The 26,234-nt window shown below is 63.4% G+C and carries 26 protein-coding genes; 12 read left to right on the plus strand and 14 right to left on the minus strand.

Features of this window, described 5'->3' with window-relative positions:
- The first annotated feature begins 59 nt into the window (after positions 1-59).
- The 5 genes from ACP7BZ_RS06995 (at position 60) to ggt (ending at position 7,014) form a co-directional block, all read left to right on the plus strand.
- Positions 60-2,207, plus strand: coding sequence for a glycoside hydrolase family 28 protein (locus ACP7BZ_RS06995; protein WP_426111422.1), 2,148 nt, complete (start codon positions 60-62; stop codon positions 2,205-2,207).
- Positions 2,208-2,385: 178 nt separating this feature from the next.
- Complete coding sequence (locus tag ACP7BZ_RS07000; protein WP_426111424.1) at positions 2,386-3,348, plus strand: sugar kinase; 963 nt, start codon at positions 2,386-2,388, stop codon at positions 3,346-3,348.
- 36 nt (positions 3,349-3,384) lie between these two features.
- Complete coding sequence (locus ACP7BZ_RS07005) at positions 3,385-4,110, plus strand: GntR family transcriptional regulator (RefSeq protein ID WP_426111426.1); 726 nt, start codon at positions 3,385-3,387, stop codon at positions 4,108-4,110.
- Positions 4,111-4,206: 96 nt separating this feature from the next.
- Positions 4,207-5,157, plus strand: a complete 951-nt coding sequence (locus ACP7BZ_RS07010) for a sulfurtransferase (protein WP_426111428.1) — start codon at positions 4,207-4,209, stop codon at positions 5,155-5,157.
- Positions 5,158-5,232: 75 nt separating this feature from the next.
- Positions 5,233-7,014 carry a gamma-glutamyltransferase gene (gene ggt / locus ACP7BZ_RS07015; protein ID WP_426111430.1) on the plus strand — a complete coding sequence of 594 codons (1,782 nt, stop codon included), beginning with the start codon at positions 5,233-5,235 and terminating at the stop codon, positions 7,012-7,014.
- A 440-nt stretch (positions 7,015-7,454) separates the two neighbouring features.
- On the opposite strand, the gene ACP7BZ_RS07020 is transcribed toward ggt, so the two are convergent.
- Complete coding sequence (locus ACP7BZ_RS07020; RefSeq protein WP_426111432.1) at positions 7,455-7,868, minus strand: hypothetical protein; 414 nt, start codon at positions 7,866-7,868, stop codon at positions 7,455-7,457.
- 411 nt (positions 7,869-8,279) lie between these two features.
- On the opposite strand from ACP7BZ_RS07020, the gene ACP7BZ_RS07025 reads away from it, so the two are divergent.
- Complete coding sequence (locus tag ACP7BZ_RS07025; RefSeq protein WP_426111434.1) at positions 8,280-9,143, plus strand: porin; 864 nt, start codon at positions 8,280-8,282, stop codon at positions 9,141-9,143.
- Between the two features lie 90 nt (positions 9,144-9,233).
- Positions 9,234-9,650 carry a hypothetical protein gene (locus tag ACP7BZ_RS07030; protein ID WP_426111436.1) on the plus strand — a complete coding sequence of 139 codons (417 nt, stop codon included), beginning with the start codon at positions 9,234-9,236 and terminating at the stop codon, positions 9,648-9,650.
- A 99-nt stretch (positions 9,651-9,749) separates the two neighbouring features.
- Here ACP7BZ_RS07030 and ACP7BZ_RS07035 read toward each other — a convergent pair whose 3' ends face one another.
- Positions 9,750-10,637 carry a dienelactone hydrolase family protein gene (locus ACP7BZ_RS07035; protein ID WP_426111438.1) on the minus strand — a complete coding sequence of 296 codons (888 nt, stop codon included), beginning with the start codon at positions 10,635-10,637 and terminating at the stop codon, positions 9,750-9,752.
- Between the two features lie 217 nt (positions 10,638-10,854).
- On the opposite strand from ACP7BZ_RS07035, the gene ACP7BZ_RS07040 reads away from it, so the two are divergent.
- Complete coding sequence (locus tag ACP7BZ_RS07040) at positions 10,855-10,989, plus strand: hypothetical protein (protein WP_426111440.1); 135 nt, start codon at positions 10,855-10,857, stop codon at positions 10,987-10,989.
- Here ACP7BZ_RS07040 and ACP7BZ_RS07045 read toward each other — a convergent pair.
- On the minus strand, positions 10,968-11,936 hold the full coding sequence (locus ACP7BZ_RS07045) for a sulfate ABC transporter substrate-binding protein (protein ID WP_426111441.1): 969 nt from the start codon (positions 11,934-11,936) through the stop codon (positions 10,968-10,970). The two genes, ACP7BZ_RS07040 and ACP7BZ_RS07045, sit on opposite strands and share 22 nt — an antisense overlap.
- A gap of 236 nt (positions 11,937-12,172) precedes the next feature.
- Positions 12,173-12,385 (minus strand): hypothetical protein, encoded by a 213-nt coding sequence (locus ACP7BZ_RS07050; RefSeq protein ID WP_426111443.1) that lies wholly within the window; start codon positions 12,383-12,385, stop codon positions 12,173-12,175.
- 134 nt (positions 12,386-12,519) lie between these two features.
- Between ACP7BZ_RS07050 and ACP7BZ_RS07055 the strand changes: the two genes are divergently transcribed.
- Genes ACP7BZ_RS07055 through ACP7BZ_RS07065 form a run of 3 tightly spaced genes read left to right on the plus strand, consistent with a single transcriptional unit; the run spans position 12,520 to position 15,072 of the window.
- Positions 12,520-13,239, plus strand: a complete 720-nt coding sequence (locus tag ACP7BZ_RS07055; RefSeq protein ID WP_426111445.1) for a phosphatase PAP2 family protein — start codon at positions 12,520-12,522, stop codon at positions 13,237-13,239.
- A 3-nt stretch (positions 13,240-13,242) separates the two neighbouring features.
- Entirely contained in the window at positions 13,243-14,232 is a 990-nt protein-coding gene (locus tag ACP7BZ_RS07060) for a diacylglycerol/lipid kinase family protein (RefSeq protein WP_426111447.1), read from the plus strand.
- Between the two features lie 3 nt (positions 14,233-14,235).
- Positions 14,236-15,072, plus strand: coding sequence for a metallophosphoesterase family protein (locus ACP7BZ_RS07065; protein WP_426111449.1), 837 nt, complete (start codon positions 14,236-14,238; stop codon positions 15,070-15,072).
- Positions 15,073-15,291: 219 nt separating this feature from the next.
- Here the strand turns inward: ACP7BZ_RS07065 and cls are convergent, their stop codons facing one another.
- The 7 genes from cls to ACP7BZ_RS07100 form a co-directional block, all read right to left on the minus strand.
- Positions 15,292-16,683, minus strand: a complete 1,392-nt coding sequence (gene cls, locus ACP7BZ_RS07070; RefSeq protein ID WP_426111451.1) for a cardiolipin synthase — start codon at positions 16,681-16,683, stop codon at positions 15,292-15,294.
- Entirely contained in the window at positions 16,680-18,791 is a 2,112-nt protein-coding gene (locus tag ACP7BZ_RS07075) for a site-specific recombinase (RefSeq protein ID WP_426111684.1), read from the minus strand. Before ACP7BZ_RS07075 ends, cls begins: the two co-directional genes overlap by 4 nt.
- Before the next feature lie 293 nt (positions 18,792-19,084).
- Positions 19,085-19,639, minus strand: coding sequence for a DUF3617 domain-containing protein (locus ACP7BZ_RS07080; RefSeq protein WP_426111453.1), 555 nt, complete (start codon positions 19,637-19,639; stop codon positions 19,085-19,087).
- A 102-nt stretch (positions 19,640-19,741) separates the two neighbouring features.
- Positions 19,742-20,419: an OmpA family protein gene (locus ACP7BZ_RS07085; RefSeq protein WP_426111454.1), complete on the minus strand. Its 678-nt coding sequence runs from the start codon at positions 20,417-20,419 to the stop codon at positions 19,742-19,744.
- A gap of 138 nt (positions 20,420-20,557) precedes the next feature.
- Positions 20,558-20,704 carry a lmo0937 family membrane protein gene (locus ACP7BZ_RS07090; protein ID WP_426111456.1) on the minus strand — a complete coding sequence of 49 codons (147 nt, stop codon included), beginning with the start codon at positions 20,702-20,704 and terminating at the stop codon, positions 20,558-20,560.
- Between the two features lie 88 nt (positions 20,705-20,792).
- Positions 20,793-21,008 (minus strand): hypothetical protein, encoded by a 216-nt coding sequence (locus ACP7BZ_RS07095; protein WP_426111458.1) that lies wholly within the window; start codon positions 21,006-21,008, stop codon positions 20,793-20,795.
- A 228-nt stretch (positions 21,009-21,236) separates the two neighbouring features.
- Entirely contained in the window at positions 21,237-21,959 is a 723-nt protein-coding gene (locus ACP7BZ_RS07100; protein WP_426111460.1) for a glycine zipper 2TM domain-containing protein, read from the minus strand.
- 321 nt (positions 21,960-22,280) lie between these two features.
- On the opposite strand from ACP7BZ_RS07100, the gene ACP7BZ_RS07105 reads away from it, so the two are divergent.
- On the plus strand, positions 22,281-22,976 hold the full coding sequence (locus ACP7BZ_RS07105) for a Crp/Fnr family transcriptional regulator (protein ID WP_426111462.1): 696 nt from the start codon (positions 22,281-22,283) through the stop codon (positions 22,974-22,976).
- Between the two features lie 158 nt (positions 22,977-23,134).
- Here ACP7BZ_RS07105 and ACP7BZ_RS07110 read toward each other — a convergent pair whose 3' ends face one another.
- From ACP7BZ_RS07110 to ACP7BZ_RS07120, 3 genes are all read right to left on the minus strand, one after another.
- Positions 23,135-23,356 carry a glycine zipper 2TM domain-containing protein gene (locus tag ACP7BZ_RS07110; protein WP_426111464.1) on the minus strand — a complete coding sequence of 74 codons (222 nt, stop codon included), beginning with the start codon at positions 23,354-23,356 and terminating at the stop codon, positions 23,135-23,137.
- A gap of 27 nt (positions 23,357-23,383) precedes the next feature.
- Positions 23,384-23,701, minus strand: a complete 318-nt coding sequence (locus tag ACP7BZ_RS07115; protein WP_426111466.1) for a BON domain-containing protein — start codon at positions 23,699-23,701, stop codon at positions 23,384-23,386.
- 192 nt (positions 23,702-23,893) lie between these two features.
- A complete protein-coding gene (locus ACP7BZ_RS07120; protein ID WP_426111468.1) occupies positions 23,894-26,059 on the minus strand; it encodes an AsmA family protein in 2,166 nt (721 codons plus the stop codon).
- Positions 26,060-26,234 lie beyond the last annotated feature (175 nt).

Here is a 26,234-nt window from a genome sequence, read left to right on the forward strand (position 1 = left end):
CCGGTAACGCCCCTGACGCTTTTTACGCATCGCCATACCTAGAAAGAGAGACGATTTACATGAACAAGTATTATTTAAAACAGTCCGGCCGCCTGTTGTTGCCGCTGGCCGCCGCCGCCGCCCTGCTTGCCGCCTGCGGTGGCAGCGACAGCGCCAGCACCGCCACCAGCGGCTCGCAAACGGCCGTCAATTATGGTTCCGGCAGCGTGTTCCAGGTCGGCACCACCAGCTTCGATGCCAACCTGCCCGCCGAACCGACCCTGCCCGCTGACACCGCCGTGTGTGCCAGCCTGCAGGCGAGCAACAACCTGGTCAGCCGTCCGGATGGCTCGCTGCCACCGGAAGCCGATCCATCGAAAACGGGCGTGAGCGTGGCGGTCGACGCTGCCACTGCCAATCCCGATCAGGCGCGCATCCAGGCCGCCCTCGACGCCTGCGGCGCCGCCGTCGACGCCGAAGTGGGCGCCAAGATTGCCGCCGCTGACGCCGCTGCCACGGCGGCGCAGGTGGCCGCTGCCGCCAAGAACGTCAATATCGCCGGTGTGTCCGGTGAAGAATTGGCGAAACCGGCTTACCAGGCCAGCAAGTATGCGGTGCGGCTGGTGGTCAATGCCAGCGGTCCCGGCAACGGCTTCATTTCCGGCCCGCTGACCCTGCCATCAGGCGTCACCCTGTGGATCGACAAGGGCGTCACCCTGTACGCCTCGCGCGATGCCAAGGCCTATGCACCAAAAGTGGCGGGACCGTACTGCGCCAACACGGCAGTGTCGGCCACCAAGGCGGGTAGCTCGTCGAATTGCCTGCCTTTGATTGGCGGCACCAATATGGTCAATGCGGCGGTGATGGGCGATGGCCGTATCGATAGCCGTGGCTACGCCGAAATCGTCACCACCGACAAGCTGTATCCCTTGATGAAGGTCGACCTGACCTGCTCGAATACCTACACGGCATACGCCACTGGCAAGCAGGCTGCCGATGGGGTGTCGTGCGATAACGGTGGCACCGTGGTCGATTCGAAATCGTCGTCGCGCAACATGAGCTGGTGGGACCTGGCTTACCTGGGCAATATGGTGCAGAACGGCGCCACCGGCACCGGTTCGCAGTCGAACTTCCGCATGATGGTATTTAATTATGCGAAAAACCTGACCCTGTACCGTATCTCCCTGCATAACAGTGCCAACTTCCACGTGGTGCCGTCCGGCGTCGATGGCTTGACCGTCTGGGGCGTGAAGGTACAGACGCCGTCGCTGGCGGCGTTTGCCAATCCGGCCGGCAATGGCAACCCGCTCTATACGGGCGCCGTCTTCACCGAAGACAACGTCAAGAACACCGACGCCTTCGATCCCGGTTCGGCTGCCAAGGCCATCCAGGACAATCTGGGCACGGGCAGTGTGAGCAAGTCGGCCGCCAAGATGTCGTTCGACGGTTACCTGAAGAACTTCGTGTTCGCCTACAACTACGTGTCGACCGGCGACGATGACATGGCCTTCAAGGGCAGCGCCAATCCGACCCCCGCCGGTTCCGGTCTGTTCTCCATCGATGGCAAGCGCGATGTGCGTGCGGACCGCAAGTACGGCATGATCGTGGCGCACAACCACATCTACTGGGGCCATGGTATTTCGGTCGGTTCCGAGACCAATGCGGGCGTCACCAACGTCGAGGTGTACGACAATTCCTTCCTCCATTCGGAAGAGGGATTGCGCATCAAGTCGGATTACGCCCGCGGCGGTGAAGTGAGTAATATTCACTACAACAACATCTGCATCAAGGATGCCCAGAACGCGCTGCTGTTCACGCCGTATTACAGCACCAAGGCCTTGCCGGCCGCCGGTCCGCTGTTCCCGAACTTCCACGATATCACCCTCGATAACGTGCGCATCCAGGGCAACAGCGCGGTCAAGCTGCAGGGCTTCCAGGCCAACACGGGCGGCTTTAGCAATCCACAGTACCCGCTGGGCATGACCTTGAACAATGTGGTGGCCGACGAGCCGGACCTGATCAGTGTGATTTCTTCCGATGCTGCCCTGATCATCAAGGGCGTCAACCTGCCCCTGACGGCCACGGTCGACAACCGCAACGTCCTCACCGGCGTGCCGACCAAGGCGGTCGATCCGGCCAAGGTGCTCGATTGCTCGCGTGCTTACGTTGATTTCCCTTCGATCGGCGCCTCGAACTTTTTCGGTTCCAGCTGGGATTCGAACCGCTGATGTAGAGGACCATTGCCTGTAGAAGACCATCGTCTCCGGCTGGCCGGGGACGATGCCGGTTGCGCAGGGTAGCCGCGCTACATTGCGCAACCGGCATCGGGCGCCACGCCACGAGCCATTTTTACGCTGTGTTTTCAGGCGTTTTTTATACGTTAGCAACCAGGAATACCAGGTGCAAGTGAACACCCTTTACGCCATCGGCGAATGCATGATCGAGCTGCAGCGCAGCGCCACCGGCATCGATTACCGCTTCGGCGGCGACACCCTCAACGCCGCCGTCTACCTGGCGCGCCTGCTCGATCCGGCGCGCTTGATGGTGGCCTATGTCACCGGTCTGGGCAGCGACAGCATGTCCGATGAAATGTGCGCCAGCTGGCAAGCCGAAGGCATCAATACCGACAGCGTGCTGCGCCTGCCCGAGCGCCTGCCCGGCATTTACATGATCGATAGCGCGGCCGATGGCGAGCGCAGCTTTCACTACTGGCGGCGCGATTCGGCCGCCCGCCACTGGCTCGAAGCCGATGACGCCGGCCGCGTGCTGCTGCGGCTGGGCGCGGCGCACACCATTTATTTGTCGGGCATCAGCCTGGCGATCCTGTCGCCGGGTGACCGCGAACTGCTGCTGGTGGCGCTCGGCCAGTGCCGCGCGCGCGGTGGCCGGGTGGTGTTCGATAACAATTACCGGCCGCGCCTGTGGGAAAGCGCCGCCGTTGCTGCCGACCTGTACGCGCGCGTGCTGGCCAATTGCGATCTGGCCCTGCTCACGCTCGACGATGAACAGGCGCTCTATGGCAGCAGCGCTGACGCCGCCGCCGACTGCAGCGCGGCGATCGCCCGCGCGCGCGCCTTTGGTGTCGGTGAAGTGGTGGTCAAGCGCGGCGCCGCGCCCTGCATGGTGTGGGCCGATGGCGGCTTGCTCGAGGTCGCCGCCAGCCCGGTGGCGCAGGTGGTCGACACCACCGCCGCGGGCGATTCCTTCGGCGCCGCCTACCTCGCCGCCCGCCTGCAGGGCGCCGATGGCGCCACGGCGGCGCGTGCCGGCCATTGTCTCGCCGCTGCCGTGATCGGCCAGCGCGGCGCCATCATTGCCCGCGCTGCCATGCCGGCAGCGACGCTGGCGCAGCGCGCGCCTGCAGATTGATGGCGGCGTCGCGCCAGTTTCGTTACACTTGTACATATGATAAATTTCAGCCACACCGACGCCACCGCGGCCACCACGCTCGATGACAGCGTCAGCGCTGCCCGCCGCGTTTATTTGTCGCTGCGCCAGCGCATCGTCGACATGAGCATGCTGCCGGGCGTGCGCATCGTCGAGCGCGACCTCGCCGAAGAACTCGGCATCAGCCGCACGCCCGTGCATGAGGCGGTGCAGCGGCTGGCCGAAGAGGGGCTGGTCGAAGTGATTCCCCGCTCGGGCACCTTTGTGGCACGCATTCCCCTTGATGGCCTCGACGAAGCGATGATGGTCAGAAATGCGCTGGAAGCGGCCATCATTGAAAAAGCGGCGGCCCGGGCGACCCCTGCCGGTATCGACCAGTTGCGCGCCATTCTTGCCCAGCAGGCCAGGGCGATTGCGGCGAGCGATTTCCGCGCCTTTCACCGCAGCGATGAAATGTTCCATGCCACCCTGGCCGAGCTGTCCGGCTATCCGGGTGTCTGGCCCATCATCCTGCAGGCCAAGACCCAGGTCGACCGTTACCGCCAGTTGACCCTGCCCCTGCAGGGACGCATGGATGGCGTGCTCGATGAACACAAGGCGGTGATCGATGCGCTCGCCGTGGGCGACGCCGCCAGGGCGGTGCAAGCGATGCGCGAGCACCTCGACCATGTGCTGCCTGTGCTGGAAATGACGCGCCAGCTGCGCCCGGAGTTTTTTACGGCGCCGCGGCCGCAGGGCCGCTAAAAGAGGCGGCGCCATCGGGGCGACGGCAGCGTCGTATAATGGCGCGCCTGTCTCCGTGGTTTTTCGCTTCCGCTTCCGCTTCCGCCCGTGCTCCCCTTGAACAGCGCCCCCGCCGCCGTGCCCTTCGGTTTTCGCCGCGATCTGCCACGCTGGCGCCAGCTGGTCACGCCGGCATGGCTGGCCAGCCTGCTGGCGGGACAACCGTGCGCTGCCGCTCCGGCGGGGCGCTGGTGTCTGCTGGAAGTGGGCAATGGCACGCTGGCACAATTTGAGGCCGGCCACATCGAAGGCGCCCGCTACCTCGACACGGCGCGGCTGGAACGGCCACCGACCTGGAACTGCTGCGACGACGCCGCCCTGCTGCAACTGCTGCTGGAGTACGGCATCGGTCACGACGTCACCGTGCTGCTGTACGGGCGCAACATGCTGGCGGCCGCGCGCGCCGCCCATTTGTTGTTGTACGCCGGCGTGCACGATGTGCGCCTGGTCGACGGCGGCCTGGCGGCCTGGCGTCTGGCCGGCCTGGCGCTGCTGCGCGGGTCCGCGCCCGCTACCGCGGCGCCGCTGGCGCAGTTTGGCGGCGTCTTTCCCGGTCGTCCCGAGTTGATGCTCGACATGGTGCAGGTGCGCGCCATGCAGCAGGCCGACGGGGTGCTGGTGAGTATCCGCACCTGGAGCGAATTCATCGGTGAAACCTCCGGCTACAGTTACATCAGCGCGCGCGGCGAGATTCCCGCTGCGCTGTGGGGCCGCGCTGGCGACGATGGCGATGTCGACAGCATGAGCCAGTTCCACGATGGTCTCGGCCGCATGAAGCCGGCAGCCGACATCGCCCGCATGTGGCGGGCGGGCGGTATTTTGCCAGAGCAGCAGCTGGTATTTTATTGCGGCACCGGCTGGCGCGCCTCGCTGGCGTGGTTCTATGCCTGGCTGATGGGCTGGCAGCACATCGCCGTGTACGATGGCGGCTGGTGCGAATGGAGCCGCGACAGCGCCAACCCGCAACTGTGCCGCGTGCGGGCGGCGCTCACGCCACTGCCGCTGTGATCCAGACAGCGCGGCCGGCGGCAGCCCGGACCAGGCTGCTATGATGGTCTTTCTGACACTCCCCAGGAATCGATCATGCCCAAGTTTCGCCGCGCCAGCAGAGCGCTTCATACCTGTTCGGTGACGCTGGCCCTCGTGCTGGCCGCGCCAGTCGCGCTGGCCAAGACGCCGCAGGCCAGCGGTCGTGGCGGCGCCGTCGCCAGCATCAGCGAACAGGCCTCGCAATCGGCCATGGCCATCCTCAATCGGGGCGGCAATGCCATCGATGCGGCGGTGGCGGCTGCAGCCACGCTGGGCGTGACCGATCCGTTTAGCTGCGGCATCGGCGGCGGCGGCTTCATGGTCATTTATCTGGCCGATCAAAAACGGGTGGTGACCATCGACTCGCGCGAAATGGCGCCGGCTGCGTTTACCCCTGCCGTCTTTCTGCAGGACGGCATGCCAATGGACTTCGACCGCGTGGTCGCCAGCGGCGCTTCGGTGGGCGTGCCGGGCACGGTGCGCGGCTGGCACGAGGCGCTACAACGCTACGGCAGCATGTCGTTCAAGCAGGTGCTGGCGCCGGCGATCGGCGTGGCCCGCCAGGGCTTTGCGGTCAGCCCCACCTTTCACCGCCTGACCACGGAAAATGAAGGCAAGTTCCGCCAGTTCGCCGGCGCCAGCGCCCTCTATCTGCATGATGGCAAGGCCTTGCCGGTGGGCGCCCTGATCCGCAATCCCGGGCTGGCGCGCGCCTATGGCGAGATTGCCGCACGCGGGCAGGGCGCCTTTTACGGCGGGCCGATGGCGCAGGCGATCATCGAGGCGGTGCTGCGGCCGGCCACTGCACAGGGCGTGACGGTGGCCGGCGGCGCCATGACACTGGCCGATCTGGCCAATTACGAAGCGCGCATTCGCCAGCCAGTCCACTCGCGCTACCGCGGCTACGAACTGTATGGCATGGCCGAGCCCAGCAGCGGCGGGGTGGCGGTGGCCGAGGCCCTTAATATTCTCGAAGGCTACGATCTGAAGGCCATGACGCGACCGCAGGTCGAGCACCTGTACCTGGAAGCGAGCCGCTTGGCGTTTGCCGATCGCAATGCCTATCTGGGCGACCCCGAGTACGTCGAAGCGCCGCTGACGGGGCTGCTGTCAAAACCCTATGCGGCGCAGCGCCGTGGCCTGATCGATGCGCGCCAGGCAGGCGTGACCGGCAGCGCCGCTGGTGACCCGTATCCGTTTCAGGATGACCGCAGCGTCGTCCTGCGGCCGATGGCGGCACCGGCGGCCCGCGCGGCGCGTCAGGAAAGCGCGCACACCACCCATTTCACGGTCGCCGACAAGGCCGGCAATATCGTCTCTTACACCTTCACCATTGAATCGTGGGGCGGCAGCGGCATCGTCGTGCCTGGCTACGGCTTTTTGTTGAATAACGAGATGACCGATTTCGACTTCAGCGGTCCGGCGCCGAATGTGCCGGAAGCGGGCAAGCGTCCGAGAAGCAGCATGGCGCCCACCATCGCCTTCAAGAATGGCAAGCCAGCCTTTACCATTGGCAGCCCCGGTGGTGCCACCATCATCACCACGGTGTTGCAGACCATCGTCAACCACGTCGACCTCGGCATGCCGATGCAGCAAGCCATCGATGCGCCCCGCATCAGCGAGCGCAACGGCGCTGCCAGCTCGGTCGAACCTGGCTTTGCCGAGAGTGACCAGGGGCGCGCGCTGGCACTGCTGGGCCACCGCTGGGAAGCGACGCCGGAAGAAATCGGCGCTGCCAACGCGCTGGTGTTTAACAGCGATGGCACGGTGACGGCGGTCAGTGAAAGCCGCCGTCATGGCGGCGGTGCGGCGCTGGTGCAGCACGCCGCTCATTGAGGCAGGAATGCTGGTTTAGCCTGATCAAAGGCGCTTTACCCGTAAAGTCGGGACACCGATTGAACTTCATTCTTGTGCGCGAGAATGAAGCTACTCGACCATTGATTAGGGGCGTGACGTCGACCGCGCCGCCTTCGACCTGCTGTTGCGACGCCTGCGGGCATCCGGCCTGCACGAGCGCGAGGAGGTGTGCCTGGCGATGGCCCAGTCGATTTTCGGCGACCGCACCTGCGCCCTGACAGAAAAGGCGGCCCCGGACCGCTTGCAGTGTCCGCGCTGCCAGAAAAGGCTGGCTAGGCCATTTCAATGGCGCCGCCCCCCCCCCGCGATCTGACGAACTACCTGGGTTGGCGCTGGGCCATTGATGGCAATGCATCGCCAGCGCCGATGGCTTCCTCAGAGCGGCGCTGGGGGTTATCCGGAGTGAGCGGGTAAAGCGCCTAATCAAAAATGTCGCCGCTGGTGCGGGCGAAAGTTTTGGTGAACAGATTGAACAGGTCCAGCCCCTCGGGCGACTCGAGGTAAGCATTGGCGCGGGTGGCGATGGCGTGCAGGGTTTCGCCGGGTGACAGGGCACTGTCCCAGCCATCGGCGTGCATCTGCCCCTCGAGCCAGTCGATGTTGGCTGACATCGCTTCCTTGATAATGTGCTCGAGCAGTAGCGCCAGCTTGTCGGTGCCGACGGCCCGTTGCATGCCCAGCGCCGCCATGAAATGCCGCAACTGGCGGTCATTGGCGTCGCGCGCCAGGTCCTCCGCTTCGACGGTCGACAGGTGGGCGCCGGCGTGGTCCGCCGGTGGAACAATGGGTTGGCCGACGGTCGGATCGAGATTCGGGGCAATAGCGGTGGTCATGGAAGCGTCCTTGTTGTAAATCAGCCCTTGAGCATGACGGCAGCGCCGTTGATGGTCTGTTCGCTATCTAACCGCGTTGGGAAGCAGCATCTTGTTAGCGCAATATTCAGCAAAATTGACCAGCCTGGAGCACGCCCGGCATCGTTTTGTGCGCTTGGGAAGCGCGCGCACGAGGATTGCCTGTCGAGCCGATACAACAATCCTAATCTGACACCCCTGTATGTATATAAGCGGGTAAGCTTGCTTGGCAGAACCACAGAGTTCTCCCTATGCCGCCCTGGTGAAGTAGGATCACACCGACAGAGAGATGGGAACGCCTTTGGCCACTAAGTGTCCAAGGCCACAGAACTAACGGCGCCTTTTTGAAATAATGATGCCGTACGGGCCGTGCGCCTGATCTGGAGTTGTGCGATGAAAGTGTGTGCTCTGTTGATTGCCATGTTTGCCGCCAGCGCCAGTAGCGCGTGGGCGCAGCATCGTGTAACGGGCGTGTACGGTGTACACGATCTCGAGGTGGTCAGCGAGTTCGCCGGCCTTGAGCTCAGCCACGAATACACGGCGCTGCCTGATGTGGTGGAGTCGATCAAGGGCAGTGTGCCCAGACTGCCCGGCAGCGGTGCTCGTTCTGCCAGCGACGAATTGCAATCTCGCAGCGCCGTGGTCCATGGCGTTTCGGCCGCGACCTACGCGCGCGACGATGGCTCCCACGACACCGGCGCAGTCGCCATGACGGGCAACCGCACCTGGGGCTTGATGCTGGGGTTCGAAGCGGGTCCATGGGCGATGCGGGCCGCGCACCAGAACCGTGCCGTCGCCGCTGTCGCCCCCGCCACAGCGATGGGCAACAATGTCGACGCCAAAAATTCCGTGCTTGCCGCCAATCTGCGGGTCGGTGCAGGCACCGCTTACGCCGCCTACAGCGTCAGCCGTGGTTATGGCAGTGCGCCCCTGTGGAATCCCGACAATCCTTACAGCGCCTCGCTGGCGTCGACCCCATCGACCGACAGCCGCGACATGCTGGTCGGTGTGGCGCTGCCATGCGGCGGCGTCACCTGGCTGGCCTCATTTATCCGCAAGAACGACCGCGACCTGGCCAACCGCGACGCCAATCAGCTGGCGCTCGGTGCCACATATGCGATGGCGCGCCATACCGATCTGTATGTTGCCTACTCGCGCATCAACAACCGCAGTGGCAGCGCCTATTCTGTCGGCAACGCATCGTCGAACGGCGGCGCCACCTCAGCGGTCAACATCGGCATGCGCCACGGTTTCTGAGCGCCGCGCCGACCCTGGCGCCAGCGTGCGCGCTGTTTTTCCCGAACTCGTTACACTCTAATTACTATTGACAGACGATCGGGAGTGACCATGAGCGGCAGCAGCACACTAGACCCAGACAATTTTCCGCAAGCGCCAGACCGCAGTCTGGGCAAAGGCCACGGCACCGATGCATTGGGGCCGAGCGACAACTCCGATTCGGGCAGCGATGTCACGGGTGGTCCCGGCTTCGCGGTCGGCCTCGATGAAGACCTGATTGCCAACCTCGAACGGGGCACCAATGAAGACTACGCCATCGGTCACGGCAGCGACACGGCTGGCGCCGACATGGGCGATGCCAATCTGGACAGCGACACTGATGCGAATGGCACCGGCGAGCGTGCCGGCGCCGGCCGCGACAGCGTGCGCGACGGCGCCGACATCGGCGTGGATGCCATCGAATCGATCGATGATCTGCCGCTGACGGACGACGACCTCGCTTTCATGAAGAGCCAGCCGCAGAGATAGCGCGGCTCCCTATGGCGCCATTATCATTACCCTTGCCGGCGCCACTGCCAGCGCCACGGTCTCCGCTGAATGGGGCGGCCGCGGTCGCTACGACCAGGCTCAGCCAGCCAGTTTGGCCTTGAAGAAGTCCATGGTGCGCTGCCAGGCCAGTTTGGCATTGGCGGCGTCGTAGCGGGGCGTGGTGTCATTATTAAAACCATGCTCGGCGCCGGGGTAGACGAAGTACTGGTAATCGACCTTGTTGGCCTTGAGCGCCGTCTCGTAAGCGGGCCAGCCGGCGCGCACGCGCTCGTCTTTTTCGGCGTCGTGGATCAGCAGCGGTATCTTGATTTTTGCCACTTCGCTCGCTGGCGGCTGCTGACCATAGAAAGGCACGGCGGCGCTGATCTGTGGCGCCGCCGTCGCCAGGTAATTGGCGATGCCGCCGCCCCAGCAAAAGCCAACCACCCCCACTTTGCCGCTGGCGTGCGGCAGGGTGGTGGCGATTCTGGCCGCTTCGGCAAAATCAGCGCGCGTCTTGGTCTGGTCGAGTTTGGCGAACAGTTCGCGTGCCTTGTCTTCGTCACCGGGATAGCCGCCAAGGGGAAACAGGGCGTCGGGGGCGAAGGCGATAAAGCCGTCGAGGGCAATGCGACGCGCGATGTCTTCGATATGGGGATTGAGGCCGCGATTTTCGTGGACCACCAGCAGCACCGGCAGTTTGGCCGTCACTTTGGCCGGCTCGACCAGGTAGCCACGCAGTGTGCCGTAGCCATTCGGCGAGGGGAATTCGACGAAGCTGGCCTTGATGCGGGCATCGGTGGGGGCAATCATCTGCGCCGCAAAGCTGGGCGAGAGGGCTGCCAGCAGCGAGGTGGCGGTGGCACCGCCGACCGCATAACGACCTGCCTGGGCCAGAAAGCCACGACGGTCGAGTTGGCCATGCACATACTGGTCGAACAGCTTGAGCACTTCGGGATCAAAATCGTTGGCGGTCAGACGGGTCATGGATGGGTCTCCTGGGTGTGGGGAAATCGTCAGCGTTTGCATGGCGCATCGACAAGATCATACACAGGTTGGGCGAGCCCTGCAGTCCGACTGAGCGCCGATGGTGAGCGTGGCGGGGGACAGCTGCGCCGCCGGCGCCGGCCTGCTACCGTGGCCGAAAAAAGGCGCAGTCCGCGAAGGCGGTACTGCGCTAACACCATCGAGGAGATCGAGGAGAATGGTAACGACCTTCATCATGCTGCACCTGCTGCACCTGCTGCACCTGCTGCACCTGCTGCACCTGCTGAAGGTCGAGCGTGCATGGAATATCCACAGCTGCGTTCAAGCAGATTATTTTTTGCCCGGCTGGTAGATCTGATTGAAAATCCCGCCATCGGCGAAGTGGGCTTTCTGGGCCTTGGTCCAGACGCCGGCGACTTCTTCGATATTAAACAGTTTCACTTTCGGGAACTGCGCGGCGTATTTGACGGCGAATTTTTCGACCACTGGACGATAGTAATGTTTGGCCGCGATTTCCTGCCCCTCATCGCTGTACAGATATTGCAGGTAAGCCTCGGCCACCTTGCGGGTACCGCGCTTGTCGACCACCTTGTCGACCACGGCGACGGGCGGTTCGGCGAGGATGCTGACCGACGGTGCGACGATTTCCACCTTGTCCGGACCGAGTTCCTTGATGGCCAGCAGGGCTTCGTTTTCCCAGGCAATCAGCACATCGCCAATACCGCGCTCGACAAAGGTGGTGGTGGCGCCGCGGGCGCCGGAGTCGAGCACTGGCACATTGCGGTACAGTTTGCCGATGAACTCGCGCGCGCTCGCTTCCGAACCGCCGGGCTGGCGCAGGGCGTAACCCCAGGCGGCCAGGTGATTCCAGCGGGCGCCGCCCGAGGTTTTTGGATTTGGTGTGATGACGGCAATGCCTGGTTTGATCAGGTCGTTCCAGTCCTTGATGTGTTTGGGATTGCCTTTGCGGACCAGGAAGACGATGGTCGACGTGTAGGGCGCGCTATTGTGCGGCAGGCGTTTTTGCCAGGCTGGCGCGATCAGGCCGCGCTCGCTGATGGCATCGACATCGCTGGCCAATGCCAGGGTGACCACGTCCGCCTCGAGACCGTCGATGACGGAGCGGGCCTGTTTGCCGGAGCCGCCGTGCGACTGCTTGACGGTGACGGTGTCGCCTGTTTTGGCTTTCCACTGGCGCGCAAAGGCGCCGTTGAAATCCTGGTAGAGCTCGCGCGTCGGATCGTAGGACACGTTGAGCAGGGTGATGTCGGCAGCGATGGCCGCTTGCGACACGAGCATGAGCGCGATAACTGTTTGACTTATTTTTTGAGCAGCATGATCTACATCTTTCGTGACTAGGGAAACGCCAGCCTACGCATAGCGCATCCAAAAAGGAACGAAGGAATTCATGTGACGATATGTGTTTTTTGGTGCTTCAGTCCGCTGCCCGGTCGCCTTGAATTGACGTCTGGCCGCGCGCATGCCACTCTGTGAGCCTGATGGCGGTGGCCGCGGCGAAGGCCACCGACGCCAATTTAATGCGCCTTGGACAGAATCAGCAGCCAGCGCCGCAGCAGCAGCACTTCCACATGGCCCGCCTCGACACCGGTATCGCACTCGATGAGGGGATTGACCGCGTAAAAACGCTTGCGGAAGTCGCGGGTCACCAGCAGTTCACGGCGGCCGAAGCGCAGGGTGAAGGCGCTGGGAGCGTATTGCATACCGAAAGCGTTATTCAAGGTGGTCATGACGATGTCCTTTGGATGGGTTGTCTGCTGCGTTGTCCAGAGATTCAAGAATACCATAACCACTGTATAAATCCACAGCTACTGTACAAATACCCAGTTAAATTTGCTACTGTGGTTTTTCCGCCAAGGTCCCTATGTCGTCGTCGTTCCGTTCCCGTCTGCAGCGCTTTAGCGCCGCCCGTCTGTCGCCCGAAGGGGCGGCCGGCCTGCATCTCAGTGCGGGCATGCTGGCGCTGTTGGTCGGGGTGCTCGCCTTCGGCCTGATCGCCGAGGATGTCGTCACCGGCGCCCCCTTGACCGTGCTGGACGTCGACATCGCCAACTGGCTGCATGCGCGCGCCACTGCGGGAATGACGCGCTTCATGCTGGGCGTTTCATTTTTTCATGGCGGTGTCGCCGGCGCCGTGCTGGCGCTGGCCTTGCTGGCGGTGTTTTACGTGCGCAAAATGCACTGGTGGTTGCTTGCCGGTTTGATCATCCTACCGGGCGGCAGCTTGCTCAATGTGCTGATAAAGTACTGCTTTCAGCGCGCCCGTCCGACCTTTCATACGCCGTTGCTGACGCTGGATACTTACAGTTTTCCCAGCGGTCACACGGCGTTTGCCGCCATGTTGTACGGCTTGCTGGCATGCGCGCTGCTGGCCCATCTGCGCGGCACCTGGGCGCGGCTGGCAGTGGTGGTGGCGGCCGCTGCCATGGTGGCACTGGTCGGCGTGAGCCGCATGTATCTGGGGGTGCACTACCTCAGCGACGTGCTGGCCGCCAGCGCCGAAGGCTGTATCTGGCTGGCGCTGTGCATTACCACCGTGTCGACCCTGCGCCGCCGGCGGCAGGGCAGGGCGGCCGGTCCTTGATCAATGGAGAGCGCTCTGTACGATTCACTTCAACCGCCCGCATCTGCGCCCGCTGTCGTCAGCCGCAAGACCGTCGCCGTCATCATCAATGGCAGCGCCGGCAGTGGCCACGATGACCGCGCCGCCAGCGCGCTGCGCGACAAATTCGCCGCCGCCGGCTGCGTCGCCACCGTCATCCTGGCCAGCAGCGGCGAACAAATGATCGAGTGCGCGCGCCAGGCGCTGCGCGACCAGGTCGACGTCGTCGTCGCCGGTGGCGGTGATGGCACCATCAATGCGGTCGCCTCGGTGGTCGCTGGCAGCAAGGTGGCGTTTGGCGTGCTGCCGCTGGGTACCCTCAACCATTTCGCCAAGGACGTCGGCGTGCCACTCGGTCTGGACGAGGCAGTGCGCAATATCGCCACTGGTACGTTGGTGGCGGTCGATGTGGGCGAAGTGAACGGCCGGATTTTCTTGAATAATTCGGGGCTGGGACTGTATCCCGACATCGTCCACGACCGCGAAAAGCAGCAGTCGCGGCTTGGTCGCGGCAAGTGGCCGGCGGCCGTCTGGGCCACGGTTGCCGCCTTGCGGCGCTATCCCTTTCTTAAGCTGACCCTGTGCATCAAGGGCCACAACCATCTGCGCACCACCCCCTTCGTCTTTATCGGCAACAACGAGTACAGCATGACGGGGCTGTCGATCGGCGCGCGTTCGAGCTTGCAGGACGGCCTGCTCAGCGTCTACGTAGCGCAGCGGCCCGGCCGCCTCGGTCTGTTGCGCTTTGGCTGGCGCGCGCTGTGTGGCAGGCTGGCGGCGGAAGCCGATTTCGATGCCATGCTGTGCGACCAGTTCGCCATCACGACGGGCCACAAGCGTTTGCGGGTGGCCACCGATGGCGAAGTGACGGTGATGCGCACCCCCTTGCAGTACAAGATACGCCCCGGCGATTTGCAAGTGATCGTGCCGCCCACGGCCCGCTCGGCAACGGCCAGCGCGCCAGGACGCGCCTAGCCCATGCGCACCCTGGTGCATTTATCCGACCTGCACTTCGGCAGGGTCGACGAGCAGTTGCTGGCACCGTTGCGCGCCACCATCGAGGCGATCGGCCCCGACCTGGTAGTGGTATCGGGCGACCTCACGCAGCGCGCGCTGAGCGTTCAATTCGAGGCGGCGCGGGCCTATCTGGACAGCCTGCCGGGTCCGCAAATTATCGTGCCGGGCAACCACGACATTTCGCTGTATAACCTGGTGCGCCGCTTTCTGCAGCCGCTGACGCGCTACAAGCGCCACATCACCAGTGATCTGGCACCGACCTATTTTGATGACGAAATTGCGGTCCTCGGCATCAACACCGCGCGTTCGCTGACCTTCAAGGATGGCCGGGTCAATCATGAACAGGTGGCCAGCATGCGGGCGGCGTTTGCCGGCATCGATCCGGCGCTGACCCGCATTGTTGTCACCCACCATCCGTTCGACTTGCCGGAGGCGGTCGAGCGCAGCGAGGTGGTCGACCGCGCACCGATGGCGATGCAAGCGTTTGCCGAGGAAGGGGTCGATCTGTTACTGGCCGGCCACCTGCACCTGAGCCACGCTGGCAACACCGCCGAGCGCTACCAGATCCGTGACTTTGCCGCCCTGGTGGTGCAGGCCGGCACCGCCACCTCGACCCGCGGCAGAGGTGAAGTGAATGGTTTTAATGTGATTCGCATCCACCATGGTTGCATCGAAGTGGACCGCTACGGCTGGGATGATTCGGCCAGGCAGTTCGCCAGACTCAAGACTGAAACCTTCCGCCGCAGCGCGAACGTTTGGGCGGTACACATCGGTGGCTTGCTGGCAGCGGGGCTGTAAGAGCCAAGCGTTGTGGCCCGGCCATCGTGGCCCGGCCATCCCCCCTGCTGCGATCGCAGTCGTCAGCGTCGCGCCTCTCAGCGTCGCTTTTCCTCCGAAAATCATCTGGCTTCGCCAGTGATTTTTGGCCGTCCCGCCCTGCGCCTCTAAGCCACTGTTCCCCTTGGCTTCTCTAACCAAACCAAACAAAAGTAGGTTTTCACTTTTGTTTGACGGTTGTCAGATCCAATACTCCGCCAGCCTGGCCCCCCACTCCTTGATGCGATCCGACATTGGCCGGCGGCGCCATTCGTCGAGCGTGACTTGTTTTGAATCGCGCAAGTCTTCACTGAAGGCGCGCTCCATTTCCTGGGCGAAGCCGGGGTCGAGAATGATGACGTTCAATTCGTAGTTGTGAATAAAACTGCGGCGGTCGATGTTGGCCGAACCGATGGTCGACCAGCTGCCATCGATGACGGCGGTCTTGGCGTGCAGCACGGCCACCTGCAACTGGTGGATCTTGACGCCACCGGCCAGCAACTGCTCGTAAAAGGCGCGGCCGGCATGCAGCACCAGGCCGTGATCGGTGACGCCGGGCAGCACCAGGCGGACGTCGACGCCGCGGCGGGCCGCGCCGATCAGGGCGTCGACGATCTGCTGGTCAGGGACAAAATACGCGCTGGTGATGTGCACGCTCTTTTTCGATTCCTGGATCGCCAGCACCAGCGACTTGTAGATTTCATAGCCCTTGTCGGGGTCGCTGGCGAGCACCCGCACGATCTTGTCGCCGACCGCCGATAGCGGCGGAAAGTAATTCGCTTCCGGCAATTCCCCGGCATCCTGGTGCACCCAGTTATTGACGAAGGAGTATTGAAAGGCGGCCACCGCCGGGCCCTCGATCTTGACATGGGTATCGCGCCAGCCGACTTTCTTGCCATCGCTGGTATTTGGCCGGCGGCCCGAGCCGAAGAAGGAACTGTTGGCGTAGTCGCTGCTGATGTTGATGCCGCCGGTGAAGGCGGTGTTGCCGTCGACCACCAGCAGCTTGCGGTGGTCGCGGTTGTTGACCTGCCACTTGCCGATCCGGGTGGTCGGGTTGACCGGATTGAAGGCCAGTAAATTGACACCGCCGGCGCGCATGCGCTCGAAGAACGCTTGCGGCACGCTGAGGGTGCCGACGCTGTCGTAGAGCACATTGACGGTCACGCCCTGGCGGCGTTTTTCGATCAGCAGGTCGGCAAATTGCAGGCCCAGTTCATCCTGGTCGAAAATATAGGTTTCCAGGTTGACCGTCGAGGTGGCCGTGCGTACGGCGGCCATCATTTCCGTCATGGTGGCGGGGCCGTCGATCAGCAGCGTCACCTTGTTGCCGGCGATCAGCGGTACGCCGGTGGCCGCTTCTTCCTGCACGGCCAGCGCCTTCATGTCGGGGGTGGCGCGCGCCCAGCGCCGCGCCAGCAGCGCCGCCGCCTGCTTGCTCTGCAGGGCGCCCTTGCCGTTAGCGACGGTTGGCGTCGCCTTTGATGCGGCGCTGCGGTCGACGTCGGGCAAGGTGGCGCAAGCCGACAGCAACAGGCACAGCGAGATGGCGGCGCTGCCTACTGCGCGGGCGGCGATACGGGAGATGGTCATTTATTTCCTCTGCGGGGGACAGTAGTGCTGTCAATGGTGCTGTCAATCGTGCTGTTAATCGCCGGCGCCGGCGCCGGCGTCGCATCGCTGTCGCGCGGTCCAATAAAAAAGTCGAGCGGCGCCGCCAGAAAACGCCGGCCCAGCGCTTTCAACAGGCGGATGCCATGATTAAATCGAATCTTTCGTGCGCGCAGCGCCACCCACAGCGCCAACGAAAAACTGACCAGCAAATTGACCGCGCCGATGCCGAGAAAGCCGGCCACCGACGTCGCCACCAGCTGCCAGCTGGCCTGATGATCGAGGGCCACCAGCGCCGTCGAAAAATTGGCGGCAGAAAAGGTCACGTGGCGGATATCGAGCGGCAGGCCCAGCAGATATCCGAGGGTGCCCGTCACCCCCAGCAGGATGCCGAAGAAAAAATTTCCCATCAAGCCGCCCAGGTTGTCTTCCAGGTAGCCGGCCAGGCGCGCCAGCCGGCGCTGGCCGATCCAGCGGCCCAGTGCGCGCAGCTGGCGCACCCGCCGCGCCATGCGGGTGTACAGCGCCTTGTTGTCATAGTAGCCCGAGATCAGGCCGGCGACGAACAGGCAGACGCCAGCGACTGCGGCATACATCAGGGCCAGGCTGTGGAAGGGATCGATGTCGTGCAGCATGTGGATCGCCTTGGCGGGGGTGATCAGGTGGCTGCCGCCGACCTTGTGCCAGAGCATGGCGATGATCCAGGCCACCGGCAGGGCGGTGGCCAGGTTGCCCAGCACGGCCACACACTGAGTGCGGAATACCTTGTTGACCAGCTCGGCCATGGTGTCGAGATCGATATGGCGGCCGTCGCGGCTCGACAGCGCGGCGGCGATGCGCGAGGCCGTCATCGCCGGCTGCTTGGTGGCAATGGTCATGTGCAGTAAATGGATGACGATGAAGCCGAGCGAGTAATTCAGGCTGAACAGAAAAGCTTCGACCAGCGGTGCGCTGCGCAGGTATGACAGCAGGATTTTGCACAGCGCCATGAAGCCGACGATGACGCCGGCGCCAGCAGAGGAGGCGAACATGTGGCGCAACTCGGCGCGCGATTCGGCAATGTAGTGCTCGCCAGTGCGGCTGGCGTTTTCCGTCACATTGCGCGCCAGCAGATCGATATTCGCGGCGAACAGTCGGCGCACTTCGTACTTGGTGTTGTGCGCTTCGACCAGTTCCTGGGCCAGGGCAATGGCGCCGGCGCAGCGCAGGCTGACCGGCGGCGCCTGTTCGGGACTGGCGTCGTTGGCGAGCGCGTGGATGTCGACGGTGGCGGCGCTCGGCAAGGCGCCGCTGACGTCGACCAGGAACATCAGCTTGTGCAAGCGGTCGATGCTCTGGCTTAAGGCCACCAGCACATAGGTCAGTGCCACGCTGGTGCCCTGGCGCGAGGCGGTCTTGCGGATCTTGCCGATCAGCGCGCTGCACTGGTCGAGCATGACCAGCAGGTGGCGCGCATCTTCCGGTGGCGGGCCGTCGCCGGCGAGCATGCGGGCGTAGCCTTCGAGGTAGGTGTTGACCTCGATGTTTTGCATGAGGAACGGTGAGTCGAAGGTTTCGATATCGGGATTGCTGCGCACCAGGCGCGGCTCCAGGCCCAGCGCGCAGACGCGGCAGGACAGGGTGCGGATGGCGTCGAGCAGGCCGCCCAGCACGGTGCCGTGGGCGCTGCGCAGCTGCTGGTCCGGGGTGGCCGCGACGATGGTGTCAAACAGGGCCATCCAGTCGGCGGCAGGCACCGACTGGATCCAGCGAAAGTCGGTATCGACAAATAGCACTTCGTCGATGGCGTCGGCCAGATACGCATGGTCGAGCGCTGGTGGCAGCAGGCGGTAGCTGATGCGCCGCCGCAGCTCGGTGACAAAACCATCGTTCGACAAGATCCCGATGTCGGTGTACAGGCTGGCATGGCGGCGCTGTTCGAGCAGGCTGCAGATGGCGCTGCCCAGACCGGCTGCCAGCTGGGGCTGCGCGCGCACCAGCGCGCTCAGGCTGCGCACGTTGGTGGCGGCAATGTCGGCCTGGCTGGGATGGCGGGGACGCAGCGCGCTCACCAGTTCCGTCAATAACTCGATGGTGGCGACTTCTTGCATCGTGCTGGCGATGTCGGCAGCGGAAAAGGCGCGGCTGTCGATGACCAGCGCGGCGCGTGCGCCGGCATGGGCGGCGCCGTACAGATCAGGGCGGGAGAGGGCGGCGAGGCGCTCTAGGATGGAAAGCATGATGGGACTGCCGGCGCGGCGCGGATGCAAAACGCCAGTGTACGTGGGCGCTACAAAAACTTATGTTCGCTAGCGAACCTATTGCACATGACAAACATTGAAAAGCGCGCAACCGTGGCTGGCGGCGCCCGCGCCTGCCATGCAGAACCGATTCTGGTAGCTTGTTAGCCGGGCACGTCGATGGGCGCGATGGCGCCGCAATCGGCGCTCAGCCAGCGGCCGCTGGAGTCGACCGTCATGCTGGCGCCAGCGGCGTCGGCAGCGTTGATGCGGGTGGTCGCCGTGTAGCTGGTGGGGCTGCTGAAGGTGGCCGTGCCTTCGCTGGTGGCAGCCGGACTGGTGCAGCTGACGGCATAGTTGATGCTCTGGCCGCCGGCCGGACTGAAGCGCGAGGTGCAATTGCCTTTCTGTTGCACTGGCAATTGCTGGCGCGCGGCCATTGCCGGGGTGATGCAGACCTTGGCCTTGACGTTGCCGTTCTCGATGACCACGCCGTTGCGGGACATCATCGACTCCACTTGCGCGCGCCTGGCCGGGTCCAGCGCGCTCATTTGCTGTTGCGCCGCCGCCAGCATGGCTTGCATCTGCGAACCGCCGGCGCCACCGGGCCGGTTGTTAATTTCCCACAGCCCCGGTTTGAACAGCGGTTCGACGGCGGCGGCGGAAACGCAAGCGGCGCCCAGGCTGAGGGCAATAACAAGTGGCAAGGTTGATTTCATGCGGCATTCTCCAAGGCGATCCGGCATCGAGCATAACGGAAAGGCGCCACGGCTGTCGCCCGTTCGGTATCTTTTACAGTGCCATCCGACCGGGACCGGTGCTTAGCCACGCGGGTCGCGTTCCGCCACATAAATCTCGACCCGGCGGTTGCGGGCGCGGCCGGCCGGATCGTCGTTGCTGGCAACCGGTTCGCGATCGCCACGGCCATCGGTGACGATGCGCTCGGCTTGCACCCCGCGCATGGTCAGGTAGTCGCGCGTGCGGGTGGCGCGCTCGCGCGAGAGGGGATCGTTAATGGCCGGGGTGCCGGTGGCGTCAGTGTGGCCGATGATGGTGACGGTGGTGCCTGGGTTGACGTTGAGGGTGCCGGCGAACTGTTCAAGCACAGGGCGGAAATTCGGCTTGATGTCGGCCCGTCCTGTGTCGAAGGAAATGTCGCTGGGGATATCGAGCTTGAGGCGGTTGTCTTGCGTTTGCGACACCTGCACGCCAGTACCGCGGGTGGCCTGTTCCATCGCCCGCTTTTGCTGTTCCATGCGATTCGACCAGATATTGCCGATCAAACCGCCGGCGGCCGCGCCCAGCACGGCGCCACCGGCGGCGCGGTTGCCGCCGCCGCCGCCGGTGGCGCTACCGATGATGGCCCCGAGGCCGGCGCCGATGCCGGCGCCGCTGGCGGTGCCGCGCTGGGTTGGCGTCATGTCGGCGCAGGCGCACAGGCTGACGCACAGCGTCACCATGATGCTGATCGAAGTGAACCGAGGTTTGCTGGACTGCATGGTGTTCTCCCAATAAAAAATCCGTCTCGCTGTCGCCTCCGGCGAAGCGGAAACACGACCGGGAGACGGATCGTTAAATCAATCAACGAGGGGGGCGGCGGGCCATTGCAAGGCCGGTCCGCCGTGCGCCTGTCGGCGTTAAATCCCTCGACCGCTGATCAATTTTACCAAGATCATGATGACGGCGACCACCAGCAGAATGTGCAGAAAACCACCGACGGTGTACGAGGTGACCAGGCCAAGGACCCACAGGATCAAAAGAATAATTGCGATGGTATAAAGCATAATGTCGTCCTTGTTTATGAGTTGCGACTGTTTCGTCGTGAAATCAGTGTCGCTGTTTGCGTGCGGTTGTTCCGTTCGCTGCCGTACATTAAAAATAACTTTTTTGTTCGGCTGGCGCGCGTCCCATCCATCCCATCAGGCCGCATAAGCCCACCAGTCCAACCAGGCAGGTCAGCAGTCCGCCGACCAGCAAAAACAGCACATCCTGCGGCTGCTGGGCTTCGCCCGCACCGGCACTGGTCAAGCCGCAGGCGCTGACAAACAAGCCCCACGCGATGATGCCGCTCCAATACAGTTTATTCATGCTCGCTCCTGGTTGAACAAGTGGTCCCTTGATGGGCATGAATGGAGTTTGAGCGCAGCCTGATCGCTAATCCGTGCGCTGCCGCACGTTGCAAATAAGAAAAAATTATCTCGGTAAAAAAAGGCCTGGCGCTGTTGTTTTTACGCTTCTCATCGGCACAAAAAAACGCCACGCGGCGCACTGCCGGGTGGCGTTGATCGCGCTGCCGCTTGCGCGGCAGCGCGTTGCTTAGTTTACCGAATGCAAAGAGCCATTGACCACTTTGACCCGCGAACCTGCGCTCCAGCCTGGCGCATTTTGCTGGTGGAAGGTGCGGGTGCCGCCATCGTCCATGCGGACGCGGATCTCGTAGCTGTGGGTGGCTTTCATATTGCCTTCGACCTGGTTGCCGACTACTGCGCCGCCAACGGCACCGGCGACGGTGGCCAGTTGACGACCATGACCGCTACCAACCTGGTTGCCCAGCAAGCCGCCGAGAATGGCGCCGCCGGCGGCACCGACGCCGCTGCCCTGGGCCCGCGTGTTGATTTCACGCACTGATTCGACGTTACCGCAATGGTTGCACCAGTTTTTCGCCGGCGCCGCAGCGGCCACTTGATCAGGACGGTAATCGGCGTCGCCTGCTGCGCCCTGCTGTTGGCCTGCGTCGCCACCATTCGACCCCGAACGGCTTGCCGCCCCGTTCATGTTGGAAGCGAGCAGGGGCGCAGGCTGTTGCATCGGCATATTGCTGTCCATTTTTCCTGCGAGCATGTTGCGATCGGCTTCGCTGAGGTCACCGCGCGGGGCGCTGGCGCTGCTGGTGTTGCCGGCACCGACCGAGCTGGGCAGCCAGCCCAGGATGGCGGCGATGCCTACTGCACAAAACAGCACGACGGCGACGGCGGCCACGATCATCAGGGGATGTTGGCTGGCGCGCACTGGCGTGCCAGGGGTGATTGGGGTTTCCATATTGATTCCTTTTGGTTGTTATCGGTGCCGCCTCAATGCTGAGGCCGGCTAAGCAATTCACGTGGCAGCGGTGTCGACGTCGCGGGATTTGACTTCCCGATCATTCTCTCGTGTAACAACGCGCTGCTCCGTGCGTCACCGTACATACTTTCACTAATTCAGGCCGTAAGCTGTTTTAAATTGTTTGTAAATGTAAATGACTCCATTTGACAAATGGTTCCCCCCAATGCAGGAAAACCAACGAGACTCATGCATCAAACTACGCACCCCGGCCATCATGGGACGCGCCATATTGTGGCTGCCGTCGATGTGACGGACACAATGACCAATCAGCTGCTGGAGGCCTTGCCGGCAGCCGACCTCGCACGTCTGTTACCCATGCTCGAGCTGGTCAAAGTCGAGGTGGGTGAGGTGCTGTTCGAGCCCCGTGAGCCCATCCGTGCAATTTATTTCCCGCATGACAGCCTGATTTCGCTGCTGGGGGTTGCCGAAGGGCGCATGACGCTCGAAGTGGGACTGGTGGGCCGTGAAGGCATGCTGGGCGCCACGGTGGCGCTCGGTCACGAACTCGCCCAGGTACGCGCGGTGGTGCAGCGGGCCGGCACTGCCAGCCGCATGGATAGCGCCCGCTTTCGCGCCCAGTTCGCCAGCAATCCGGCCTTGCAGCGGGTGCTGTACCGGTATACCGACACCTTGCTGGCGCAGGCCATCCAGATCGCTGTCTGCAGCCGCTTTCACGTGCTCGAAGCACGCCTGGCGCGCTCGCTGCTGGTCACGCGCGATCGTTTGCAGTCAGACAAGTTCCACCTGACCCACGAGTTTCTGGCCCATGCGCTCGGTGTGCGCCGGGTCGGCGTGACCAAGGCGGCCAGTGCGCTGCAGCAACAGGGGTTGATTATCTATAGTCGCGGCAACATTGAAATTCTCGATGTTGCAGGTCTGGTGGCGGCCTCGTGCAAGTGCTACGAAATCGTCAAGGAAGCGGGCGAGGCGGCCCTGTCAACGGCGTTTATTTGAACCCGCGCTGCTATGGATGTGCCTGCCAGCCCCGCCTTGCCGGGGCTTTTTAACGTCAGCACCGGTCGTCTTGTGTAACCAACTACCACCATCTGCAACCATCGGCCCCACGGAAAAACGCCCCGCAAGCGGGGCGTTCTGTGTGAAGCGAGCAGCAATTACTTGGTCGTTTTGACCTGGTTGCCGATCACGCCGCCAACCGCAGCGCCGCCGACGGCGCCGATTGGGCTGCCGCCGGTCAGCACGCTGCCGGCAACGGCGCCAACGCCTGCGCCAACGGCAGTGTTCTTGTCCTGGTTGGACATGCCGGCGCAGCCGGTCACGCCCAGGGCGACGACGATAAGGGAAGCGCTAACAACGATTTGCTTGATGGTTTGCATGAGTATCTCCAGTGGGTGATGGTGGTATTACTTCAGGCGCAGGTCGTTTTTGACCGATTTCACGCCATTCACGGTACGCGCGACCGACGTTGCAGTCGCGATGTTCTCTGCCGAGCTGACGAAACCGCTGAGCTGCACGACGCCCTTGTAGGTTTCAACGTTAATTTCCGCAACCTTCAGGCTCGGTTCCTTGACGATGGCAGCCTTGACAGCGGTGGTGACGGCGGCGTCATCGATGTACTGGCCGGCGCTCTCGTGCTTGTCGCTGGCAGTGGAGGCGCAGCCGACGATGGAGGTGAGCATCAAGGCGGCGATCAGTGGTGTGGCGAATTTGAAATTTTTCATGGTGGTGTCCTGAGTGGTGGTGCGATTATTGTTTTTCCCTGGCCAGCTGGCGCAAGGTGCTGGTGCACTGCAAGCGCCGCCGACAAGACCCAGCATAGTCGGCACCGCCTTCGTGGTCTGTTCGGCAACGCACATTGAATTGCCTGAAACACATTTCGTTACAAACTTCGGCGCATCCAGGGGACGAGGCAACTAGCGGCTGTTCGGCACGGCACGCTCACCGGTACGGCCGGACGGCGGTGCGACGGCAGGTGCCGCGCTGGTGGCGACCGGCGCGGCCTGGGTGGGCGCGGTGGTTTTCATGACCGTGCCCGGTGGCGGCGCCACCGGCTTGACGCGCGCATTGGCCAGCAGCTGGCCGCAGGGACTGGTTTGGCCCGGCCCGGTGTTGATCAGTGGCAGCAGGGCAGCGGCTGGGGCGGCGAACACGGCCAGTGCGGCGGCGCCGCCCGCCTTCATTGCCACCACGCCCTTGTCGACGCTCACGCGCGGCTGGCTGAACGGGCCGTCGACATGCAGCGGCGCACGCAGCGAGAAAATTCGTACGCTCTTGGTCTGCGGCTCCAGCGTTAAAGCAAGCTGCTCGTTGGCCAAATTGATGGTGCCGTTGGCGTGGATGGTCGCCTCGTCCGTATCGACCAAAAACACCCGCGTCTGCATCAAGCCGTTGACCACGCCAAAATCGGCGGCCATGCAATTGAGCTGGACCGGTTTGTCACCGATCAATTTGGTGAGTAACACGTTGCCGACATTCAGCCCCATCTCTTCCAGCAGCAGCTTGCTGACCGAGCCCTGGTTGATCAGCGTTTTCAGTTCGCCATTCGATTTGGCCAGCAGGGTCGCCACCGAATTGCCCACCGCTGACAGCTGGGCGTCGCCATCGATCTGGCCGACCGTGGCCTGCATCTGCTCGATGGTGGGAAACAGCTGCTTGATTTGCAGATGGCGCGCAGTGACCTTGGCGGTGGCCTTGATGCCATTGACGCCATCGGCGCCGCTGCCGTCCATTTTGATGTTCGACATCATGGTGCCACCGGCGATGTCGAAGTTGAGCGGATTGAGCGTCAGGACCCCGGCCTGCAGGACGACATGGGTGTTCAGATGACTGATGGGCAGCTGCTTGTCGCGTGTAATTTGATCCGCAGTAAATTTGACGTCGGTATCGACTTTCTTCCAGCGCTCGGTGCGGAAGGTTTCGATGGGCAATACCTTGCCCGACGGTTGCACCACATCGACGCCGCGCGCGACCTTGCTGGCGTTGGAGTCGGCGCCCACCAGCGGTCCCAGATCGGCAAAGCGCAACAGGCGCGAATGGACTTCCCCGCTGAGGATGCCGCGTGGCGTGCCGCTTTGGAAATCGAGGCGGCCGGCGATATCGCTTTCCCCCACCTTGCCCTGGAATTGTGCATAGGTCCAGCGACTGCTGTTCTTGTCGATGGTGCCGATCAGGCGTCCCGAGGTCTCGTAGGCCGGGGTTTCCGGCAGCAGTACGCCGGTAAATTCGTACAGGCGCGCCATGCTGCGTCCCGCCATTTTAAGGCGCAGGTCGATGGCGATGGCGCTGCCCGGTCTGGCCACGCTGCCCTGTGCGTCGATGCGGGTAGCGCCCGAGCGCAGCGCGGCGACGATGGGGAAGGGCGTGCTTTGCTGGCGCAGCGAGAGCACCGCGCCAGTCTTGCCACTGCCGCTGACGGCAGCGCCATTGTAGGTGCCGCCCAGCTGCCAGCCGATGCCGTAGGTGGGGTCGCCCGTCAGGGTGTCGACGTCGGCCTGCACCTTGATTTTTTCAATCGCATCTTCGTACTTGATGACGCCCTTGGCAAACATCACCTGCTCCAGTTCGAGCGTCCAGTTGGATTTGTTTTGATCATGGTGAAACGTCCAGTTATTGCTGCCGTCGGCATTTCGGATCAGGTCGACTGCGGGCGCCTGGAACTGCAACATGGGTACGGCAATGGTGTGGCGCAGCAGGGCAAACGGGTTGATTGAAAACGACAGCTGACCAACGCTGGCGGTGTCGCGCGCGGGCATGCCGGCGGGATTGCTCACGTGGACGTCGCCGGCCACCAGGTGCGGCCACGGGATAAGATCGCGCCAGCTGTTGCTGGCGCCGCTGCTCTTTTGCCAGTCGAGCGCGAGCGCGCCGCGAATGGCGAATGGCCGTCCCATGGCCTCGCTGGCCCTGGCATTGAGCCAGGGCCGCGCCTGGTTCCAGTCATAGTTGAGCATGATGATCACGGCGCCAGCGGGGATGGCAATGAGCAGCCCGACCGCCCACAGCGCGATTTTGCTGCTGCGGGAGAGGGTGTGGCGGCCGCTGGCAAGGGGCGCACTGGAGGGCGGGGTGGTGTCGGGCATTGCGATCCTTTGTTGAGCTTGCATAATTGGCAGGTTTACGATTCAGGGTAAACCAATCAGCCAGCACCTGATGTGCGCTGGCGCACGATGGGCGCCAGCGCAGTATGGCAGGCCAGGGCCGTGATGGTGGCGTCGCCGATATGTGCGTCAGCGAACTGAACTTGCCAAAGAATCA

Origin of the sequence: Massilia sp. PWRC2, from assembly GCF_049896725.1 — a bacterium.
Taxonomy (GTDB): Bacteria; Pseudomonadota; Gammaproteobacteria; order Burkholderiales; family Burkholderiaceae_D; genus JAFCUW01.

Excerpts from the sequence above, each read along its gene's own strand:
- ACP7BZ_RS07065 (WP_426111449.1), top strand. The coding sequence starts at position 14,236 with ATGCGCACCCTGGTGCATTTATCCGACCTGCACTTCGGCAGGGTCGAC.
- ACP7BZ_RS07115 (WP_426111466.1), bottom strand. The coding sequence starts at position 23,701 with ATGAAAAATTTCAAATTCGCCACACCACTGATCGCCGCCTTGATGCTC.
- ACP7BZ_RS07120 (WP_426111468.1), bottom strand. The coding sequence starts at position 26,059 with ATGCCCGACACCACCCCGCCCTCCAGTGCGCCCCTTGCCAGCGGCCGC.
- ACP7BZ_RS07035 (WP_426111438.1), bottom strand. The coding sequence starts at position 10,637 with ATGACCCGTCTGACCGCCAACGATTTTGATCCCGAAGTGCTCAAGCTG.
- ACP7BZ_RS07090 (WP_426111456.1), bottom strand. The coding sequence starts at position 20,704 with ATGCTTTATACCATCGCAATTATTCTTTTGATCCTGTGGGTCCTTGGC.
- ACP7BZ_RS07100 (WP_426111460.1), bottom strand. The coding sequence starts at position 21,959 with ATGGAAACCCCAATCACCCCTGGCACGCCAGTGCGCGCCAGCCAACAT.
- cls (WP_426111451.1), bottom strand. The coding sequence starts at position 16,683 with ATGACCATCTCCCGTATCGCCGCCCGCGCAGTAGGCAGCGCCGCCATC.
- ACP7BZ_RS07040 (WP_426111440.1), top strand. The coding sequence starts at position 10,855 with ATGGTAACGACCTTCATCATGCTGCACCTGCTGCACCTGCTGCACCTG.
- ACP7BZ_RS07045 (WP_426111441.1), bottom strand. The coding sequence starts at position 11,936 with ATGCTCGTGTCGCAAGCGGCCATCGCTGCCGACATCACCCTGCTCAAC.
- ACP7BZ_RS07085 (WP_426111454.1), bottom strand. The coding sequence starts at position 20,419 with ATGCAGTCCAGCAAACCTCGGTTCACTTCGATCAGCATCATGGTGACG.
- ACP7BZ_RS07095 (WP_426111458.1), bottom strand. The coding sequence starts at position 21,008 with ATGAATAAACTGTATTGGAGCGGCATCATCGCGTGGGGCTTGTTTGTC.
- ACP7BZ_RS06995 (WP_426111422.1), top strand. The coding sequence starts at position 60 with ATGAACAAGTATTATTTAAAACAGTCCGGCCGCCTGTTGTTGCCGCTG.
- ACP7BZ_RS07080 (WP_426111453.1), bottom strand. The coding sequence starts at position 19,639 with ATGAAATCAACCTTGCCACTTGTTATTGCCCTCAGCCTGGGCGCCGCT.
- ACP7BZ_RS07030 (WP_426111436.1), top strand. The coding sequence starts at position 9,234 with ATGAGCGGCAGCAGCACACTAGACCCAGACAATTTTCCGCAAGCGCCA.
- ggt (WP_426111430.1), top strand. The coding sequence starts at position 5,233 with ATGCCCAAGTTTCGCCGCGCCAGCAGAGCGCTTCATACCTGTTCGGTG.
- ACP7BZ_RS07075 (WP_426111684.1), bottom strand. The coding sequence starts at position 18,791 with ATGCAAGAAGTCGCCACCATCGAGTTATTGACGGAACTGGTGAGCGCG.
- ACP7BZ_RS07020 (WP_426111432.1), bottom strand. The coding sequence starts at position 7,868 with ATGACCACCGCTATTGCCCCGAATCTCGATCCGACCGTCGGCCAACCC.
- ACP7BZ_RS07105 (WP_426111462.1), top strand. The coding sequence starts at position 22,281 with ATGACCAATCAGCTGCTGGAGGCCTTGCCGGCAGCCGACCTCGCACGT.
- ACP7BZ_RS07050 (WP_426111443.1), bottom strand. The coding sequence starts at position 12,385 with ATGACCACCTTGAATAACGCTTTCGGTATGCAATACGCTCCCAGCGCC.
- ACP7BZ_RS07005 (WP_426111426.1), top strand. The coding sequence starts at position 3,385 with ATGATAAATTTCAGCCACACCGACGCCACCGCGGCCACCACGCTCGAT.
- ACP7BZ_RS07110 (WP_426111464.1), bottom strand. The coding sequence starts at position 23,356 with ATGCAAACCATCAAGCAAATCGTTGTTAGCGCTTCCCTTATCGTCGTC.
- ACP7BZ_RS07060 (WP_426111447.1), top strand. The coding sequence starts at position 13,243 with ATGGAGAGCGCTCTGTACGATTCACTTCAACCGCCCGCATCTGCGCCC.
- ACP7BZ_RS07025 (WP_426111434.1), top strand. The coding sequence starts at position 8,280 with ATGAAAGTGTGTGCTCTGTTGATTGCCATGTTTGCCGCCAGCGCCAGT.
- ACP7BZ_RS07055 (WP_426111445.1), top strand. The coding sequence starts at position 12,520 with ATGTCGTCGTCGTTCCGTTCCCGTCTGCAGCGCTTTAGCGCCGCCCGT.